Source organism: Algoriphagus litoralis (genome assembly GCF_003259255.1).
In the GTDB taxonomy this organism is placed as follows: domain Bacteria; phylum Bacteroidota; class Bacteroidia; order Cytophagales; family Cyclobacteriaceae; genus Algoriphagus; species Algoriphagus litoralis.
This window is the reverse complement of sequence record NZ_QGOL01000007.1, coordinates 216129-235443: the sequence shown is the minus strand read 5'-3', so window position 1 is coordinate 235443 and position 19315 is coordinate 216129. Positions and strand designations below refer to the sequence as shown.

General features: G+C 44.2%; 13 protein-coding genes. 11 read left to right on the top strand and 2 right to left on the bottom strand.

Annotation, left to right across the window (positions count from 1 at the left end):
* Positions 1–7: 7 nt before the first annotated feature.
* From DK188_RS08665 to DK188_RS08615, 11 genes are all read left to right on the top strand, one after another.
* On the top strand, positions 8–1363 hold the full coding sequence (locus tag DK188_RS08665; RefSeq protein ID WP_111670421.1) for an NAD(P)/FAD-dependent oxidoreductase: 1356 nt from the start codon (positions 8–10) through the stop codon (positions 1361–1363).
* Positions 1360–2904: a 4Fe-4S binding protein gene (locus tag DK188_RS08660; RefSeq protein ID WP_111670420.1), complete on the top strand. Its 1545-nt coding sequence runs from the start codon at positions 1360–1362 to the stop codon at positions 2902–2904. The genes DK188_RS08665 and DK188_RS08660 overlap by 4 nt, the downstream gene beginning before the upstream one ends.
* Complete coding sequence (locus DK188_RS08655) at positions 2905–4374, top strand: cellulose synthase family protein (RefSeq protein WP_111670419.1); 1470 nt, start codon at positions 2905–2907, stop codon at positions 4372–4374.
* A gap of 9 nt (positions 4375–4383) precedes the next feature.
* Positions 4384–5076 carry a glycosyltransferase family 2 protein gene (locus DK188_RS08650; RefSeq protein WP_111670418.1) on the top strand — a complete coding sequence of 231 codons (693 nt, stop codon included), beginning with the start codon at positions 4384–4386 and terminating at the stop codon, positions 5074–5076.
* A gap of 83 nt (positions 5077–5159) precedes the next feature.
* A complete protein-coding gene (locus DK188_RS08645) occupies positions 5160–6068 on the top strand; it encodes a hypothetical protein (protein ID WP_111670417.1) in 909 nt (302 codons plus the stop codon).
* Positions 6069–6073: 5 nt separating this feature from the next.
* A complete protein-coding gene (locus tag DK188_RS08640; RefSeq protein ID WP_111670416.1) occupies positions 6074–7402 on the top strand; it encodes a glycosyltransferase 87 family protein in 1329 nt (442 codons plus the stop codon).
* On the top strand, positions 7399–8127 hold the full coding sequence (locus DK188_RS08635) for a DUF6503 family protein (RefSeq protein ID WP_111670415.1): 729 nt from the start codon (positions 7399–7401) through the stop codon (positions 8125–8127). The genes DK188_RS08640 and DK188_RS08635 overlap by 4 nt, the downstream gene beginning before the upstream one ends.
* 160 nt (positions 8128–8287) lie before the next feature.
* Positions 8288–9040 carry a DUF6503 family protein gene (locus tag DK188_RS08630; RefSeq protein ID WP_232825697.1) on the top strand — a complete coding sequence of 251 codons (753 nt, stop codon included), beginning with the start codon at positions 8288–8290 and terminating at the stop codon, positions 9038–9040.
* A 29-nt stretch (positions 9041–9069) separates the two neighbouring features.
* Positions 9070–10098 (top strand): glycoside hydrolase family 113, encoded by a 1029-nt coding sequence (locus DK188_RS08625; RefSeq protein ID WP_232825696.1) that lies wholly within the window; start codon positions 9070–9072, stop codon positions 10096–10098.
* A 103-nt stretch (positions 10099–10201) separates the two neighbouring features.
* Positions 10202–10411, top strand: a complete 210-nt coding sequence (locus DK188_RS08620) for a YgaP family membrane protein (protein WP_111670413.1) — start codon at positions 10202–10204, stop codon at positions 10409–10411.
* Between the two features lie 155 nt (positions 10412–10566).
* Positions 10567–11973, top strand: coding sequence for a Gfo/Idh/MocA family protein (locus DK188_RS08615; RefSeq protein ID WP_111670412.1), 1407 nt, complete (start codon positions 10567–10569; stop codon positions 11971–11973).
* A 15-nt stretch (positions 11974–11988) separates the two neighbouring features.
* Here the strand turns inward: DK188_RS08615 and DK188_RS08610 are convergent, their stop codons facing one another.
* The gene (locus tag DK188_RS08610) at positions 11989–17112 is read right to left on the bottom strand and encodes an adenylate/guanylate cyclase domain-containing protein (protein ID WP_111670411.1); all 5124 of its coding nucleotides are present in this window, start codon (positions 17110–17112) and stop codon (positions 11989–11991) included.
* Between the two features lie 6 nt (positions 17113–17118).
* Positions 17119–19311, bottom strand: a complete 2193-nt coding sequence (locus DK188_RS08605; RefSeq protein WP_198672989.1) for a carotenoid oxygenase family protein — start codon at positions 19309–19311, stop codon at positions 17119–17121.
* Between the last annotated feature and the right edge of the window lie 4 nt (positions 19312–19315).

Genomic DNA, 19315 nt, shown 5'->3' with positions numbered 1-19315 from the left:
CACCCAAATGAATCAAAATCGTCATGTAGTTATACTCGGCAACGGAATCTCCGGAGTCACTTGTGCCCGCCATGTGAGAAAGTTGGATTCCAATTGTCAGATCACCTTGGTTTCGGGTGAATCCAAGTATTTTTTCTCAAGAACGGCACTGATGTATGTCTACATGGGACAGATGAAGTTTGAACATACCCAGCCGTATGAAAATCATTTTTGGGAGAAAAACAGGATCGGACTCAAAGAAGCCTGGGTAGAAAAAGTTGATTTCGATAAAAAATCGCTGGTTTTTAAGTCTGGAGAAAGCCTCGCTTACGACATCTTGGTAATCGCTACTGGATCCAAACCCAATAAATTCGGATGGCCTGGGCAGGATTCAATTGGTGTGCAGGGACTTTATTCCAAGCAGGATTTAGAACTCATGGAGGCCAATACCCAGAGTGAAATCAAGCGCGCGGTCATTGTGGGAGGAGGTTTGATAGGAATAGAAATGGCCGAGATGCTGGCATACAAAAAAATACCGGTGACTTTCTTGGTCAGAGAAAATGGCTTTTGGAATAATGTCTTGCCAAAAGAAGAGTCAGATCTTGTAGGTAGACATATTCTGGAGCATCACATAGATCTGAGGTTGGGGACCGAATTGAAGGAAATCCAAGCTGGTTCGGATGGGAAAGTTATTGCCATTATCACCTCTAAAGGTGAAAAAATTGACTGCCAGTTTGTTGGATTGACCGCCGGAGTGAGTCCAAATATTGATTTCCTCCGAAATACAGCGCTTGAAGTCAATCGCGGGGTAAGAGTAGACGAATTTTTCCGCACCAATCTACCCGATGTCTATGCCATTGGGGATTGTGCGGAGTTTGACAAGGCTCCGGCAGCAGACCGTCGCCCGATCGAGCAAGTCTGGTATACTGGTCGGATGCATGGAGAGACTTTGGCTTACAATCTCTGCAAAACTCCAGTTCCTTACCGTCCAGGAGTATGGTTCAATTCTGCAAAGTTTTTGGATATCGAATACCAAACCTACGGCACTGTGCCACCTGTTTGGGAGGAAAGTTTAGTCAAAAACTTCTACTGGGAGCACCCTTCGGGCAAAGTGGCATTTCGGATGCTGATGAGACAGGATGGGTCACTTTATGGGGTCAACAATTTTGGTTTTAGGCTTCGCCATGAGTTTTTTGACCGAGCGATTTCAGAAAACTGGTCTGGTGAAAAGGTAATTGCAAAGCTCGATCAGGCCAATTTTGATCCGGAGTTTTTTGCTCCGTATTATATCGAGATTCAAAAGGCTTTCAAAGCTGAGTTTGGGGGGAGTTTCAAACCGGCCAGAAAAACATTTATTCAGAAACTTTTCGGAGCTAGGGTATGAGCATCATTCAAAAAATAGGTTTGGGAATGTTTTTGATTGGTTTGACCGCGTTCATCATCATTCCATTTATCGGGAAATATGGGATTTCAGAAGAGCTGGTTTTAGCCAATACCAAAGATATTCATCAAGAAAAAATGGCTGAAATTCTTGCCCCAATGTATGGCCAGGAGTACGGATCCAACTTTGCTTTTCTCAGCGTTTTTAGTGAAAACTTCAATTCTTACAATGACGAGTTGAAATCTCAGCAGCTTTGGGATCAGGTCATTTGGGATGATTACAGTTTTGCTTTGGCAAAGGCTGGATTCCAAAGTCCCGTACGGGATAATCCTTGGTTATTTTTTATGCTTTCCATCGGCTTGGCAGTCCTTGGAGGATTTTTGTATAATTTCAGAAAGCATGAAGACGAGCCAGCCGGAATCAAAAACAACGGGATTTTTCATTCTTCCCTGAAGAACCGGGGAATCTTGGGGATGCTGACGGGTACATTTCTGATCGTCTTTTACATCGTTTTATATTGGTTTCCGGCCTATATGGTAGCCTTGGTGTGGATGGTCAATCCGATCTCGGAGTTGATTTCCGGCAATCCTGCCAGTCAGTGGTTTCTCTACGGGCTGATCTATACCTTGGCGATTATTGTCATGGGTATCCGCATGTTCCGCAAGTATCGCGGCAATAAGTACCAACAGCTTCGCACGGCTTCTGTGATGTTTTTTCAGACGGCTTTTGCCTTTTTAATCCCGGAAATCCTCGTTTTGCTCAATCAGCCTTATTTTGACTTCAAGAATATCTGGCCGCTGGATTACGATTTCTTTTACGATTACCAGATTTCCACCTTCCTTTCAAATGGCAGTGTTGGGATGTTTATGCTGGTTTGGGGGATTTTGTTGATCGTGGTTGGTGTACCAGTTTTCACCTATTTCTTTGGCAAAAGATGGTATTGTTCCTGGGTTTGCGGTTGCGGGGGATTGGCAGAGACAGTTGGAGATCCTTTTCGGCAGCTTTCGGATAAGTCTGTGAAGGCTTGGAAATATGAACGATGGATTATCCACTCTGTATTAGTCCTGGCTGTCCTCATGACTGGGGTCACGCTTATTAATTACTTTTCAGGCTTTAGCTTATTGGGAAATGTGACGAACCAGTTACATTCGTTTTATGGTTTTGCTATCGGGTCAGCATTTGCAGGAGTGGTCGGTACCGGGTTTTATCCCTTCATGGGCAATCGGGTTTGGTGCCGCTTTGGCTGTCCTTTGGCCGCTTATCTTGGAATAGTTCAGCGGTTCAAATCTCGCTTCAGAATCACCACCAATGGCGGTCAGTGCATTTCTTGCGGCAATTGCTCCACGTATTGCGAGATGGGAATCGACGTGCGCTGGTACGCGCAGCGGGGACAGAACATTGTTCGATCATCCTGTGTCGGCTGTGGGGTATGTTCTGCAGTCTGTCCTAGAGGAGTGTTGAAGTTGGAAAATGGGTCCGAAGAAAACCGAATCAATGAATTGCCGATCATTATCGGCAATGATTCCATCAAGATCAACATGTAAATGATTTTCCTTTATATTCTCTGCGGGCTGTATTTTCTGGGCATGCTTTTCATCCTGATTTACAGTTTGGCGCAGGGACATTTATTGTTCCATTTTCTTAAAGCCAGAAAATCTTGGGATAAAATTCCGCATGAGATCCCAGCTGCCTGGCCAAAAGTCACCGTTCAGCTGCCAGTCTATAATGAGTGCTATGTGGTGGAGCGCTTGGTAGATGCGGTCGCAAAGCTAAAATACCCCAAAGAACTACTGGAGATTCAGCTGCTCGATGACAGTACTGATCAGACAGTGGATTTGATTCAGGAAAAACTTAAAGACTACCCTGAAATCAATTTCAAATACATCCATCGAATTGATCGGCACGGCTTCAAAGCAGGAGCCTTGCGGGAAGGGCTAAAAGTTGCTTCTGGTGAATTCATAGCCATTTTCGATGCCGATTTTGTGCCAAATCCTGACTTTTTGCTGCAGACGATTCCCTACTTTTCTTCCGAGAAAATCGGCATGGTTCAGACGCGATGGACACACTTAAACCGGAATTTCTCCCTGTTGACACGTCTTCAAGCTTTTGCTTTGGACGCTCATTTTTTCATTGAGCAGATGGGAAGAAATCATCAAGGCGCATTTATCAACTTCAACGGTACGGGCGGAATCTGGCGCAAAAGCTGCATCCTCGATGCGGGCAACTGGCACGATGATACCTTGACCGAAGACTTGGATCTAAGCTACCGGGCGCAACGCAAAGGCTGGAAATTCGTCTACAGGCCAGAAATCGAATCTCCGGCTGAACTCCCCCCGATCATGTCGGCGATCAAATCTCAGCAGTTCCGCTGGACCAAAGGCGGGGCAGAGTGTGCAATGAAGCATGCAGGAGCTGTCAGCCAGGAGGACCTTTCTTTTCGGGTGAAGTTTCATTCCTTCGCTCACTTGTTCAATTCTGCGATTTTCATCGCTGTGTTGGTGACAAGTCTGAGCAGTATTGGCGTTTGGTGGGCGGGAGCACTGGGGCTTATTCCAGAAGCTTTAGTTCGGTTATCTGGTATTTTCTTGGTAGGATTTGTGCTGATTGCTGGAGTTTATTTGGTCTCTTATTTTTATGGAAAGCGATCCTTTGTCAGTTCAGCTTTGGGAGTGATTTGGCAATTGCCGCTGTTCTTGTCCGTTTCTATGGGACTTGCACTGCACAATGCCCAGGCTGTTTGGGAAGGTCTTTCCGGGAAAAAATCACCTTTCATCCGGACCCCAAAATTCAACTTGGAAGCTGGGAAAGAGAAACTTTCGGGCAACAGTTATCTTTTGCGAAGCATGCCCGTGACGACTTGGTTTGAGGGAATTTTAGCATTGGTTTTTTGGGCAATGGTAGGTTTGGCTTTCCGCGAGGAAAACTTCCTTTTTCTTCCCTTTCATGCCATGCTTGCTTTCGGCTATAGCCTTGTTTTCATCACCTCATTCAAATCCTACGGCCTTGGTCGTTAATACTGATTAATGCAAAATCCACTCCTCATCGACGTCATCATTCCAGCCTATAATGAAGAGCAGTCGATCCCCAAAGTAATCGCAGAGATACCCAAAATCGTGCGTCACATCGTGGTAGCGAATAATAATTCCACCGACAGAACTGGAGAAGTCGCCAAGTCTGCGGGTGCTGTGGTCGTCTTTGAACCGCAAAAAGGCTATGGCAAAGCCTGCTTAACAGCGATGGATTGGATCAAACGTCAAGATGTCCAACCGGATATTGTGGTATTTTTGGATGGGGATTACAGCGATTATCCAGAGGAAATGCTGGATTTAATTCAGCCCATTCGTGAGGGAAAAGCCGATATGGTGATAGGTTCGAGAGCTCTTGGAGAGCGGGAGAGGGGTTCGATGACTTTTCCTCAGGTTTTTGGGAATTGGCTAGCGACCACGATGATGAAGTACATGCAAGGCGCCAAATTCTCTGATCTGGGTCCATTTCGGGCGATCGTTTGGTCCAAACTTCTGGATTTGAAGATGGTGGATCAAAATTTCGGTTGGACGATCGAGATGCAAATCAAAGCTCACAAGGCTGGCCTACGCTACATCGAAGTGCCGGTGAACTACCGCAAGCGAATTGGAGTATCCAAGGTCAGCGGAACAGTCAAAGGGGTCTTTGGGGCGGGGTATAAGATTATTTTTACGATATTTAAGTATTGGTGAAACAGTTGGCAGTCACAGTATTCAGTGTTCAGATGAGGACAGTAAAAGTGATTTGCAATTAATTAAAAATTAAAATCAGCCACATGGAATTTCCATTTTATAAAAGCCATAATCTCCAATTTCTAATAATTATTTTTCCAATTCTTTTCCTCCTTTCAGCCTGCTCTTCCTCCACCCGCGAAGGAATCAATGATGAGCAATTCGCCAAGTATTGGTACCAAGGAAAAGCAGAAATCAATGTATTTGACTTGCAGCAAAGTCGCTATGGAGAAGTGCGTCCGGGTAAGGCAGTCATGATCTTTGTCACGGAGGATTTTTCCAAAACCAAACAAGTCAAATTAGACAATCCCGAGGATCGACCTTCTGATGCGCAGAAAGTTATGAAACTGAACATGACCCGGGAATTTGTGACTGGAGTTTATCCTTACTACACCATGCTCTCCGTCTTCACACCAGTCTATGAGGAGGTTCATTCGCCAAAGATTACCAGCTCGGTGACTGAGTGGTGCGGGCAGGCTTTTACCCAACTCAATTACAAAAATGGTAACTATCACGGAAAGCAGTTTTCCTACTTCGAATCAGAAGGTGACTCTGATCTGAAGATCAATGGAGTAGCTGAAGATGAGGTTTTCAATCTGATTCGGCTAAATCCGGAATTGGTTCCGATGGGAAATCAACGAATGATTCCCAGCCTGATTTTCCAGCGATTTGCACACATCCCCTTAAAAGCGGAGCAAGCTACCATTTCCAAAAAATCTGCAGGCTCAAATCAAGCTGAAATTGAGGTAGTGTATGATGAAATAGGAAGGAAACTTACCGTCCGCTATCAGGAATTCTTCCCATATGAAATCCTGAGCTTCACCGAAACTTGGACCAAAGCCAACGGCGATCAGGAAGTCACCACTGCCACCAGATCCTCCATGCAACTGATGGATTATTGGAATAAAAATGAGTCCATTTTTGAACCTTTGAGAAAGGACCTGGGACTTTGAGACCCATGATGAACTATGCAGTGCAGGTGATACTTGCATTGCTCATGTTGGCCTTAACCTACTTTCTTGGAAATCTTGTTCCGAGAACTGACTTTCAAACTACCCTGGGTATTTTTGTCCTCCTCTTTGGACTGATGATGTTGATTTTTTCACTTTCAGAGGAAAAGACTCCTTGGTTTTTTATTTTCATCGCAGGCCTTTTGATTCGCTTTTCTTTGTTTCTGGCGATTCCACAATGGTCGGATGACTATGCCAGGTTCCTTTGGGATGGGGAATTGATTCGAATGCAGGAAAATCCTTATGCGGAAACTCCACGGCAATTTTTGGAAAATCATCCTCTTGAATCCACTGAGATCCTTAATCAACTCTTTCCATTGCTCAATTCACCGGATTATTATTCGGTCTATCCACCATTGAATCAGGCTGTGTTTTGGTTGGCTGCCCAGGCCTCCGTTGGATTGATCGCGAATGGAATTATCAGCCTTCGCTTGCTTTTGATTTTGGGTGAAATAGCGGTTTTTATGTTATTGATGAGGATTTTCAAGGCATTCCAAAAGCCGATAAAACTGCTTTGGCTGTATTGGCTAAATCCACTCGTGATTTTGGAAATCACAGGAAATCTCCATTTCGAAGGGCTTGTTTTGATGCTTTTGCTGGCCGCTGTTTTTGCTTTCCAAAAGGGTCAAGAACCACTTTCCGGTGGTTTTTGGGGTTTTGCTGTGGGGATGAAACTGCTTCCCATGATTATGATTCCGACTTGGTTCTTTTTCTCCAAAACCCGCCGAAACATTCTCTTTTGGGCTGGGGCAATACTGGCATTACTTATCAGTTTGGGTTGGTTTTTTGTCAGTGCCGCAGGATCGAATTTTATGCAAAGCCTAAGCTTGTATCAAGGTAAGTTTGAGTTTAATGCCTCGATTTATTACCTGCTTCGGGAAGTTGGTTTTTGGGTTAAGGGATACAATACGATTGCAACCCTGACCAAGATTCTATCGCTTGCGACGCTTGCGGCCATTGTCTATTTTTCTTGGAAAAAGAAACCTCAAAATCTTGCCGAACTCGTTGATTTGTGGGTTTTAGTTTACCTGATTTATTTGATTTTGCAGCCGGTGGTTCATCCTTGGTACCTGATTCCTGCTTTTGGTTTGAGTCTGTTGACCGACCGAAACACATTTCTGATTTGGACTTTTGCCGTGATTTTCTCTTATCAGGCCTATGGAAATCCTGGTTTCAAGGAAAATCCACTGTTTCTTTTTGTGGAATATGCACTGGTTTTTGCGGTGATAGTTCTGGACTATTTTCTCCCTAAATTAAAACTGCCCAAGCACTCATGAAAAAAGTGAATATTCTATTCTTATTTGGCTTATTGATTATCAGTATTTCCTGTGCTTCAAGTCCTGAGAAGGAAGCTAAAGTACTCTTGGAAAAGTCAATGGACGCTCATGGGGGCTCGGAGGCTTGGAAAGACTTGAAAAGTCTAAAATTCCGAAAATGGACGCGATTGCTAAACGAAGATGGGACCACCGAAAGCGAATTGGACCAATGGCATGAGTTTCGGTTTCAGCCTTATTTCGAAGGCAAAATCACTTGGACCAAGGACAGCATCACGCATGTTTCGATTTGGGATGGGGCAAAGATGAGCTATTTCATGGGCGAAAATGAAGTTAAAAATGAGGATTTTTTAGCCTCAAAACGGAAAGATTTCGATGCGGCTTTTTATGCAGTGGCTCAGCCTTGGAAGCTGCTAGATGCTGGGACAAAACTTTCCTATGAAGGTCAGAAGACCTTGGAAAACGGCAATCGTGTGGAAGTGATTCGAGTAGATTATGGCCCCGAAGCTGATATTTGGTGGTATTACTTTGATCCGGTATCTTTTGAAATGGTAGGAAACGAAGTTCAGCTGAAAGATCACCGGAGTTTGGTGTATAACCTGAATTTTGAAGCGATCCAAGGCTTCAAACTTCATGGTATACGGGAGAGCTGGAGAGTCAATGAAAATGGAGAAAAGCTGTTTCTAAGGGCGGAATACCGGTATTCAGATTATCAAATACTCAAGTAAATTTTAATTAATAACACTCTAAAACTTTACAGACAAGAAATACAATTGAAATAATTCTCGCTGCGCACGAAGAACTATGCTTCGCGAAGTATTTCATTTTTATTTTTCTCTCCGCTGGAGAGTTTATTTCCATAGTATTTCCAATTATTTCAAAAAATCCATGAAACAAATAAGTAATACCGTTTCCTTGCTAATAGTTATTTTGATGTGTTTTTCCTGCGATCAGCGAACTGAAGCGGAGAAGATAGTCGATGCCTCTATCGAAGCACATGGAGGAAAGACCTATGAATCCACCAAGATTGAATTTGACTTTCGTAATATTCATTACACGATTTTCAAGACGCCAACTGCCTACGAATACATTCGGGAGTTCAGCGATTCTACAGGTACGGTAAAAGATGTCCTGAATAATTCAGGTTTCGTCCGTACAGTTAACGGAGCCAAAATCGATACGCTAACCGAGGAGCGGGTAGGAGCCTTTTCCCGATCCATTAATTCGGTCGCTTATTTTGCTTTTTTGCCCTATGGCCTCAATGATGCTGCTGCAGTGAAAACCTATCTTGGAGAGACCGAAATAAAAGGTGAAAAGTATCACTTGATTAAAGTGACTTTCGTTCCCGAGGGTGGTGGAGAACACTATGAAGATGAATTTCTGTACTGGATCGGAGTGGAGGATTTCTATCTGGATTATATGGCATACGATTACCATACCGATGGAGGTGGAGTGAGAATGCGTGAAGTGAAGGATGTCATGGAAGTAGGGGGGATTCGATTTCAAAACTACCTGAACCTCAAGCCTGCCGATAAAAATACTCCGGTCGAAACGATGCAGGATCTCTACATTTCCGGTAAATTGGAATTGCTATCCGAGATCAACCTGGAGAATATCCGAGTCGTGCCACTATCAAAATAAATAACAGCCCAATCTCTGCCATGAAGCCCATGTTTACTAAGTACCTGTTCAGTTCTGTGGGCTTGATCGTTTTGAGCTTTTTGGTTTGGTTTTTTATTCCCGCAGAAAACTTAATTGTCGCAGCAGAAAAGTGGAAAGGAGTGTGCTGGGTAGGTAGCCGGCAACCGCTCACGGGAGGTGAAGTTCAAGCTTTGCTGTCTACAGGTGCAAATGCGCTTTCTCAGACACCATTTGGATGGCAAGGTGCAAAAGATGCTCCTGAAATCAGCTGGGATATGAGCAACGAACGGCGTTGGTGGGGGGAGACTCCAGCTGGGATTGAGGCTACTTACGACTCTACAGCCAGCAAGGGTATCATGAATATGATGAAGCCGCACCTCTGGGTAAGGGGTTCTTGGGTAGGGGAAATCGAAATGAAAAACGAGGAAGATTGGAAAACGTGGTTTGAAAACTACCAAGCATTCATCCTTGATTACGCGAAGCTTGCCGAAAAAATAAATATGCCCATGCTATGCGTAGGTACGGAATTGGAGAAGACCTCACAGCGGGATAAGGAGTGGAGAGCGATCATTGCAGAAGTCAGGAAGGTGTATTCAGGGAAAATTACCTATGCAGCCAATTTTACTGAATTTGACAAAGTGAAATTTTGGGATGCTTTGGATTATATCGGAGTTCAGGCCTATTTTCCGCTGGCAAAAGACCACAATCCAGATTTGGAAGAATTAAAAGAATCCTGGGAGAGCCATTTACCCAAAATCGAAAAGGTGGTCAGAAAGTATAAAAAGCCTGTAATGTTCACAGAAATCGGCTATTGCAATACTGTTGATGCTGCTGTAGAGCCGTGGGTTTGGCCAAACGAAAGAAAAGAAATTGAATTTTCAGAAGAAGTTCAAGCACTCTGCTACGAAGCATTTTTTCAGACTGCTTGGCAAAAAAGCTGGATGGCAGGGGTGTTTTTTTGGAAATGGTACCCTGAGCGTCACGAGCGGGAGCCCGACTTCACTCCTCAAGGCAAGCAGGCCGAGGAAGTCATGCGAGCCTATTTTTTAGGGGATTGAAAATCACATGCTTCTGTGACTTTTGTCATCTTCGGTTACGATGGATTGGGTTAGTTTTATCTCATCATTGAGATTATTTCTACACCTTTTAATCAAATAAATCATGCAAAAGAACATGGGAAGTACCGATAAGATCATCAGATTGCTCATTGCAGCGGTTTTGGTGGTGCTATATGTGACCAATATTCTGACAGGAACACTTGGTGTGGTTGGATTGGTCGTGGCAGTAATATTTACCCTGACAAGTTTGGTGAGTTTTTGCCCTATTTATGCGGTATTTGGAATCAATACTTGCAAGGTGAAAACCACTTAAAAAATTGGATTAGATAATTGATAGTGCTTTCAAATTAAGGGAAAGACCGGGGGTGATTGCTTCCGGTTTTTTTTATGCTTTATGAATTTCAGCACGGACTTCTTTCAATTTTTTGTTAAATAGCTAAATCAAACCCAAAAAATGCAGGAATCACTATGAACCGTAGAAGAGAATTTTTAAAGTCCACCGGATTGGTAGGTTTAGGCCTATTTGGTGCAGGAAGTGCGATTGGATCTGAATTTCAAACGTTACCCATAGAGGCAAAATACGGGGCTTCTCGCCTCCAGACGTTCAATATGTGTGGTTTTGCTGCGCCCAAAATAGAAACCGTCAGGGTAGGAATAGTGGGGCTGGGACAGCGGGGTCCCGGTGCTGTGGATCGGCTCAGCAAAATTGAAGGGGTGGAGATCAAAGCGCTCTGCGATTTGCTTCCGGAGCGTGCTGAAAAAGCCAAAAAATCTCTGGAAAGTACCCCACATAGCCCGGAGCTTTATTCAGGCAGTGCTTATGCTTGGAAAAAAATGTGTGAGCGTCCCGATTTGGATCTCATTTATATTGCTACACCTTGGGAATGGCATGTGCCGATGGCGGTTTTTGCAATGGAATCCGGAAAACATACTGCTGTGGAAGTCCCTGCAGCCAGAACGCTAGAGGAGTGCTGGCAGCTGGTAGAGACTTCCGAGCGGACCAAAAAGCATTGCATGCAACTGGAGAATTGCTGTTACGATTTCTTTGAAATGATGACCTTAAAAATGGCCCGTGAGGGTTTTTTTGGTGAAGTCTTGCATGTAGAAGGGGCGTATATCCACGATTTGCTTTGGTTGAATTTTGACAAGGACAAGGGCTATCAGGGAATGTGGCGGCTGGAAGAGAACTTCCGTAACGGGAATCTCTATCCTACCCATGGACTTGGACCCATTTGTCAAATCCTGAATGTAAACCGGGGAGATCAGATGGATTACCTAACCTCCGTTTCCTCCAATGACTTTCAGATGAAAGCCAAAGCGCAGGAACTAGCTCAGGAGGATCCTTTTTGGAATTCCTATGCGGCAAAAAATTACCGGGGAAACATGAATACAACCGTAGTAAAGACCAAAAAGGGAAAAACCATCATGATTCAGCATGATGTGACCTCTCCGAGACCCTATTCCAGACTTCATGTCGTGAGTGGTACAGAGGGCTACGCCCAAAAGTATCCGGATCAAAAAGTCTCGAAAGGACACAGCTGGATGAAAGAAGAGGAAATCAAAGAACTCCAGGCCAAATACACTCCCGAGATTGTTCAGAAAGTGGGAGAATTGGCCAAGCAGATCGGCGGGCACGGTGGAATGGACTTCATGATGGATTGGCGACTGATCGACTGTCTGAGAAATGGACTTCCTCTGGATCAGGATGTCTACGATGCGGCACTCTGGAGCTGCATCACGCCCTTGAGCGAGTGGTCTGTAGCCAATCGCTCCAATTCGATAGATGTGCCTGACTTTACGGGAGGCCATTGGAAAACCAATGCTCCGGTACCGATAACTTTGGCTGGTGGTGGGACTACCAAAGTCCGTGTTTAATAAAAATCAGAGAAATTAACTTTTGGGGTGATTGACAAAGTACATGTGCATCACCCCTTTGTTTTTCGCAGGTATTTCACCCCGATGTTCACACTCGAAGTGATCTGCTACTGCCCTGTAGTGGTCCTCAGAAATATTAATCCGTCCGGCTTCTGAGTTGCTTTCCATTCGTGATGCGATATTCACGGTATCTCCCCAGATGTCATAGACAAACTTTTTGGATCCTACTACTCCGGCAACTACTGGACCGGAGTGGATTCCGATGCGGATGACGAAAGGTGACTCGCCTTTATCTATTTTTTCAGAATTGTACCGGTCTACTACTTCCAGGATTTTAAGTCCGGCTAGGACTATCCGTATGGCGTGGTCGTCGGATGGAGTAGGGATTCCTCCTGCTGCCATATAAGCATCTCCGATGGTTTTGATCTTTTCCAGACCAAATTCATCCATGATATCATCCAGGGCAGAGAAAAACTCATGGAGGTTCTTCACCAGCGTATCAGGGGTCATCGCCTCAGCTATGGTGGTGAACCCTTTTATATCAATAAACATGACCGAAACATGTTCATAAGGTCTAGCAGCCGCCTTACCATTTTTGATCAATTCGGCTGCGATCTCTTTAGGAAGGATATTCAATAGCAGGTTATCACTTTTTTGCTTTTCCTCTTCGAGCTGACGAGTTCGCTCCTTGACCAGATTTTCGAGGTTTTCATAAAGCAGGGCGTTGTCAATAATGCCTCCAATTTGTCCAGCGATCAATCTCATCAGGCTAATTTGTCCTTTTTGAAAAGCATTGCTAGTCTGACTATGGGTCAGGTAGATCATACCTGATATCTTGGATTGGCTGATGAAAGGGATACAGAGGATCGACCGTAAGTTTTTCCGCTGCACGATTTCATCTGTGTCGTAAGGCTTTGTGGTGATGGCGTCGGCGATGAGAACTGGTTCTTCGGAAGCTTTGGCATAATTGACAATTCCTTGGCTTACTTCGGGATATTCTCCAAGTTTGGTTTTTGGAAAGTGGGTATGGAGGCTGTGATTTGCCAGCGTAGATACTTCTACTATCCATTCTCCTTTCCTATTGATGATAAAATGGCCTTCCTGAGCTCCGGAGTTTTCCATTGCATAGGTGAGAAGTTTTTCGAGTAGAGATTCCAGTTTAATTTCGCTGATCAGTGCGTCCATCGTTTTGATCAGGGTGAGCGTATCTATGGATGCAAGCTCCATAGAACTGGAGGTTTTCAGATTTGAAAGCATCACTGCTGTAGGTTGTTTTCCGGATTGGGTGATATCGTTGGTAATGAGCTGCTGGACTTTGCCGGGTGACTGCAGTATGCCAGAGATTTTAATCGCCTGATTTCTGAAGATTTCGCTTTTTGGGTTGCCTTTTTCTGAAAGCAGCGTGCTGTAGATTTCATTGATCAAAACCAAATATCGAGGCTGATTCAATTGATCAAATCCTTTGATGGCTTCTTCAAAAAGTGCTTCGTTGATTGTGCCGCTAACCTGGCTGTCAAGACTGGCCGAGAGAAACTGCCATACGGGTAAGCCAAATTCAGGATTGAGCGCCATTCCTTTTTTGAAGTGGGCAAGGGTTTCTTTAAGGATTTTCTTGAGTTGCTTATTTAGAGTATCCGGATTGTCTTTTTTGCTAAGGAGAACGGCGGCATTCAGTCCCCGGCAGAGCTCGAAATATTGCAGGGAAACATCGAATGGCTGATTTTTAGAATATTTCTTAACCAATTCAAAATTCTCAAAGGCGACTTGATTCTCGCCAAACCATAAGGTGGTGATTCCCTTGAATCCATGGTAGGTGTAGAGGAAAACATTGTTTTTCTCTTCATTGGCTTTGAGGAATTCAGGTTCGTTATTCTTTGTCAGCCGTTCCAGATTGGCGGGGTAAGTTTTGGCATCCGCCACCAAAACCTCCAAGCTGTTTTGGACTACCTTCAACAGTTCCTCGTGACTGTAGTAATTGTACTGGCGGAAGAACCTCAGCAGCTCCTCGGATTCTTTCAGAAGACTTTTGAAGTCTTTCCCCGTATGGAAATTGATCACCAATTTGAAAAACAAATTCCAGCAGGCATATTCCATGTTTCCGTAGGCAATCCCATTTTGGTAGCCTTCATCGGCTATGGGGATGGATTTTACGGTATTTTCTACAAAGTGAGCGACAAAGGCTACGTGAATGAACTTCACAGTGGTCGCAAATTTTTTCAGATCATCATTTTCGACAAGTTTTCTGCACTCCTGTACGATCTGGTAGCCATCAGCAGGGTTTTTCATTGCAGAAGCCCGGATGATCCCATAGCTGGCAATGCCCACAGGAGATTCCGGAGCCAGTCCATGCCTCAGGGTCAACTTGAGCATCTGAAAAATCAGAATGGGATAGGTCTCAATATTTGCGAAATAATATGCAGGAAATGCTGCAGAAATTAGCTTGATGAGGGCTTTGATCTTGGGATCTTTTGCACGGGGTAATGTGCTCAATCTGGCGATTTTTCTGGTGGGAAGTTTGAATTGCATTTTGATTGCTTCCCAAATAATACCCAAGACTGAAGCTTTGTCCGGTATCTTTATTCCTACTTCTCTTAAGGCTTTTTGGGTAATTCGGATGGCCTGATTGGGTTGATTGGCATAAGTAAGGGAGCGGACAATGACCTCATATATAGCCAATCGGTCTGTTTGATCCTTGGCCGTTTCAAAAGCCTGTTTTTCAAATTTTTGCTTTTCCTCTTCCCTTTCAGTCAAAAAAGAGTATTCGAGTAAATTCAATAAAATAGCAAATCGCTCCTCCTGCGAAAGTCGCTTCTCGAGTAATTCAAATCCTTTGATTGTCAAGTTAAAAGCACTGTCAAAAGCTGCCGATGAAGCAGATTTGTTACCAGCTTGGAGGAGCACATTCGCTGCTTTTTCTACTGAATCTGAGTCTTTGAGAAAGTGGTAACCCAAATCGAAATGCGTGCCGATCTCGATGGATTTCTTTTCCAGCTCATCTGGATCGAGTTTCTCCAGAAATATCTTTCCTACCTCAAAATGTCGTTTTCCTTTTTCCCTTTCATCCAAAAGTGAATAAACAGCCTGCTGAATCCGTGCATGGGCAAACTTAAACTGAAGGTCTCTTCCATTTTCAGAATAGTATTCGGGAAGGTATCTGTAGTCGTTGACTAGCGGAATAAGTGAACCTTCCTGAATCAATGGCCAGAGCATTCGATGGATGGAAGCTGGTGGATTGCCTGAGATCATTTCCAGCTGATTGATCGAAAATCCGAGACCAAAAACAGATGCGATCTTCACCAGAGAGAGGGCCTCTGCATCCAGGGTATTGATTTTTTCCAACAGGATATCCACGACCTCATCACTGAGATTAAGGGAATAGATGGTGTGTAGATTCCAAGTCCAGCGATTCCCTGAGTAATCAAAAGAGAGCAACTTTTGCCGATAGAGCAGTTCCAGCAGTTTGATGATGGCAAATGGATTTCCTTTCGTTTTGGATTGAACCAGAATCGCAAGTTCATTTACTTCCTCAGGAGTAGCTCGTAAGGTGTCGCAAAGCATGCTCACGATATCCTGCAAGTCCAACGGGACAAGATCCAAATGATAGGAAGTCCGATCGGTATCTTTGTGTTTGCGCTGATTTCCGACTTCAAGCGCGTTCATCAAAGTGTTACCCAGATTGCCGGACTGGTCTCGGTATGCGACGATGATGAGGATGTTTTTTAGGCTGTAATTGTTTAAAAGAGACCTGAGCAAGTCGACCGAGGCTTCATTCGCCCATTGGTAATCGTCAAGGAAAAGCACCACAGGAGAATCTTTGGTTGCGATGCTTTGTAGGAAAGCATTAATGGCAAATTGGAGTCGTTGCTGATTCTCGAGTCCTTTCAGTGGGAGCAATTCGGGTTGATCTTTGAGGATATACTCCAGTTTGGGGGCAAGGCTGAAAAGTATTCTACCTAAGCCATTGGTCTCTTTGATGATCCGTTCACTCCAAGACTTTTGGACATCAGGAGAGGAGATGAGTAGCCATTCTGCAAATTGACGAAATGCTTTTTCAAAAGCCAAATAGGGGGTCTGCCGATCCATCACATCAAAGGATCCACTGAGGAAAAACCCGGTATTGCCGCTTACTTTTCTGTACAATTCCTGGCAAAGGATACTTTTGCCTACTCCTCCCTGACCTGAGATGGTTAGCAGGACTTTATCTCCCTGAATGGCTTGTTCGTAAGCTTGTTCGAGGCTGTTGATTTCTGATGATCTGCCGTAGAGTTTTTGAGAAATCCTGAGTCGGGAGGGGATGTCTTGAAGCCCAGTTTTGAATCGACCAATGGGAGTATTGGAGCTCTTAAGATCCTGGATCAAAATCAGATCAGAAAGCAGCCCGGCTATGGATTGGTATCGATCTTCGGCGTTTTTGGCCAAAAGCTTCAGGACAATTTCGTCCATGGGCTTACCGATGGATTTTTTGAAATGGGAGGGTGGAAGTGGAGATATGGCAAGGTGGCAATGGATCAATCTAAGCAGGTCCTCCTCCACGAATGGCGGTCTGCCGCAGAGCATTTCGTAAAATGTGGCTCCCAAACCATAATAGTCGCTTCGGTAGTCGATTTTCCGATTCATTCGCCCGGTCTGCTCGGGAGAAATGTATTCTATTGTTCCCATGAGCTGAGGATTCTGCTCATAGTGTAGCTCGAAGTTTTCGATGGATGTGCCAAACTCGTAATCAATCAAGGTAACCTGGTTATTGATAAGGTCACAGATGAGATTTCTTGGGTTTACATCGTTGTGGAGGAGATTTTTTTGATGAAGGTTTTGCAGTTCATTCGCAATCTGAATGGCAAGTGGCAAGAACTCTTGTAACTCAAAGCCATTTTTTGGAATCAGATCTTTTAGACTTTTTCCTGGAATGAATTTCCGCATCATGACTAGTTTGCCCTGATGTAAAACTACCCCGGAGTCCATCTCTGTATGAAAGGACTGACTGGTGATGCTGATTTCGTTGAATAATCTGGCCTGATCTCCAGTCAAGTCTTCCTTGATGAGCAAATCCTCCCCATTTGAAGTTTTTCCTTGAAATAACCGGCTACGCCCGCTTTCATAGATCAACTCAAGGGACGCAATTTGGGGAGATTCAGAAAACATTCGGGTTTAATTGAAATGGGGATAAACATTTTGCTCAAAAAATTCTTCCAGGAATTTTCTGTCAACACCAAGTTCCAAATTTTTCAATACTTCTTGATAATCCTCTTTGGTAGAAATAATAAATTCTTGATCAGAAGAGTTTATTTCAGGAATCCAAGAGGTATGCAGGGTAAAGCCAAATTTGATTTTGGGATGAGTTAATTTGCAAATGGGACCTTTTGATATAGATCCTGCTTCAAAAATCCAAAATTCTGAACTGTATGCGGTAGGGGTGGTAGTCGAATTACCAACCTGTACCGGACTGACTAGGTACCCATCCAATTCCTCAGGAACAGAAGGAGTTGGTGTTTTTTTAGGGATAAAATGAACACCTCTCGGGAAGACATTTCTCTCAAACTGGAAGTATTCTTCCGGTAGCATGGTATCAATATTTAACCTAGTCATACCGAAGGGAAGTTCTTTCTCTGTCAGCTTTAGAATCAGGTCATCACTGATCTTTCGGTGTTCGTAATCTTTGTACAGATTGAATACAAACTTGGTTAAAAGATTTTTTACCGTTCCATCAGTCAAAAACCACATTTGCTTGATTTCCTTGACCGGCTCCAAAGCTGAGAGAATTCCCCGGTAACCGTAAAGCGAAATGGCCCAGGTATTCGGTCCTAAATTTTCTTCCTCGTAGTTCCCTGCATTCCAATAGACGCTGGATTGGTCTTCAAGAAGTTTGAGGTTTTCAGCATCGATTTTCCATTTTCCAATTCGGCTGACATCCATACTTCCTACTGCGAAAAGGCTGTAATAGTCCGGATCTACAGGATTGCCATCGAGTGCTCTTTTGTCAAAGGTACGCACCCACTCTGCGATACAGGTAGCAGCATTATGGATTCCGAGCAGAGTGATTACTCCGCCTGGATTTGCATAGTTGCAGCTGTAGTGGATGGTTTCCAGTGGAATAGGTTTGTCCAGTCGATAGGCAGTGGCATTACCTCCACCTGCTGTGAGTTCCTTTCGTTTGACTATGTAAGTGGTGGTGAAAGGTTCCATTCGAACAGTCGCCAGCCTTCTGATGAGGCGTTCGATGAGTTTGCTTTCCGGAAAGGGATTGTCAAAAAGCATATCCAGCGCAAACTTGAATGAGCAATCGGTCAGAATCAAGTAATCTTCAGTCAGCCCCATCTGGTGCATGCATTCATAAATGGCCAGCTTGCTGCCATCCTGATCACTTAGCGTCCATTGGGTGAGTGGGCCAGTACCAGTCCAAAGCAAAAGATTCAGGAAGACATCCCCTTTTGGTTCTTCTGGATCGTGTTTTTTGCCTTCTACATGATCATTGAGATTGTGGAAAAAGTGATTTACCTCGGACTTCACATGGTCTGTGCTTTTGTGGTCTACCAATCGATCTGCCAATTCTTCCAGTTTGGATTTAAACTTTTCCCTGTTGTGCTTTAGGTGATGGATCGATTGCTCCAGATAGGTATAAGATTTCTTGTTTTTGGAATAGTTGACTGTGAAAAGCTCCTGAGTGATGGGATCAAAAACCGGATGTGCTGAGGTCTGGATCAGGCCAAAAGGCCAGGGGACCATCGGTGGCTGAGCCGTCATCCATTCGCTTGCCCGACCGATTGGCGTCACCAATTCCAATGTTTTGGGATCTATGACATAAGGTCTGCCCACATCATAAGTAGCCAGCATGCTTCCATTTGTCTGATTTTTGAATCTGACCGGCTGGGTAGCCGTATTGAGCTGATTTCTTCCGCCGAGTACCATGCTCATTCGCGTGATTCCCATATTATGAAAGCCCATTAGGCCATGATGCTTTGTCCCTACTTTGGTCGCTTCATCCGCGTAATAGCATGGGGTCTTCATCAGTTTGGTTTTCACCTGAGGGCCGATCGGATTGTCAAAGTCAACCTGAATAATGAACCCGTCCCCATTCATAATCGGTGATCCAAATTCTGGGTTTGGTTTGCCGTCAGGCTTGAATTCAGGGAAAGGTAGGCCTCCCGAGTTGACTGAGCCGACGGGATATGAAACATGAAACCCGCCGAATAGGTCATTTGGCAAAGCCCCTTCGATGACTTGGAGCTGTCCTTCAAACTCTTCCCTGGAGGTTTTAAGCAGCGGTTCTTTTGAAACAGAATTTGTAGGATTTGATTTTGGCTTTTTCTTAAAAAAATTCAAAATCGCTTTAATGATCTTCATAAAA

Bases quoted from the DNA above. Each gene is read 5' to 3' on its own strand.
- DK188_RS08665 (WP_111670421.1), top strand. From the start codon at position 8: ATGAATCAAAATCGTCATGTAGTTATACTCGGCAACGGAATCTCCGGA.
- DK188_RS08660 (WP_111670420.1), top strand. From the start codon at position 1,360: ATGAGCATCATTCAAAAAATAGGTTTGGGAATGTTTTTGATTGGTTTG.
- DK188_RS08655 (WP_111670419.1), top strand. From the start codon at position 2,905: ATGATTTTCCTTTATATTCTCTGCGGGCTGTATTTTCTGGGCATGCTT.
- DK188_RS08650 (WP_111670418.1), top strand. From the start codon at position 4,384: ATGCAAAATCCACTCCTCATCGACGTCATCATTCCAGCCTATAATGAA.
- DK188_RS08645 (WP_111670417.1), top strand. From the start codon at position 5,160: ATGGAATTTCCATTTTATAAAAGCCATAATCTCCAATTTCTAATAATT.
- DK188_RS08640 (WP_111670416.1), top strand. From the start codon at position 6,074: ATGATGAACTATGCAGTGCAGGTGATACTTGCATTGCTCATGTTGGCC.
- DK188_RS08635 (WP_111670415.1), top strand. From the start codon at position 7,399: ATGAAAAAAGTGAATATTCTATTCTTATTTGGCTTATTGATTATCAGT.
- DK188_RS08630 (WP_232825697.1), top strand. From the start codon at position 8,288: ATGAAACAAATAAGTAATACCGTTTCCTTGCTAATAGTTATTTTGATG.
- DK188_RS08625 (WP_232825696.1), top strand. From the start codon at position 9,070: ATGTTTACTAAGTACCTGTTCAGTTCTGTGGGCTTGATCGTTTTGAGC.
- DK188_RS08620 (WP_111670413.1), top strand. From the start codon at position 10,202: ATGCAAAAGAACATGGGAAGTACCGATAAGATCATCAGATTGCTCATT.
- DK188_RS08615 (WP_111670412.1), top strand. From the start codon at position 10,567: ATGAACCGTAGAAGAGAATTTTTAAAGTCCACCGGATTGGTAGGTTTA.
- DK188_RS08610 (WP_111670411.1), bottom strand. From the start codon at position 17,112: ATGTTTTCTGAATCTCCCCAAATTGCGTCCCTTGAGTTGATCTATGAA.
- DK188_RS08605 (WP_198672989.1), bottom strand. From the start codon at position 19,311: ATGAAGATCATTAAAGCGATTTTGAATTTTTTTAAGAAAAAGCCAAAA.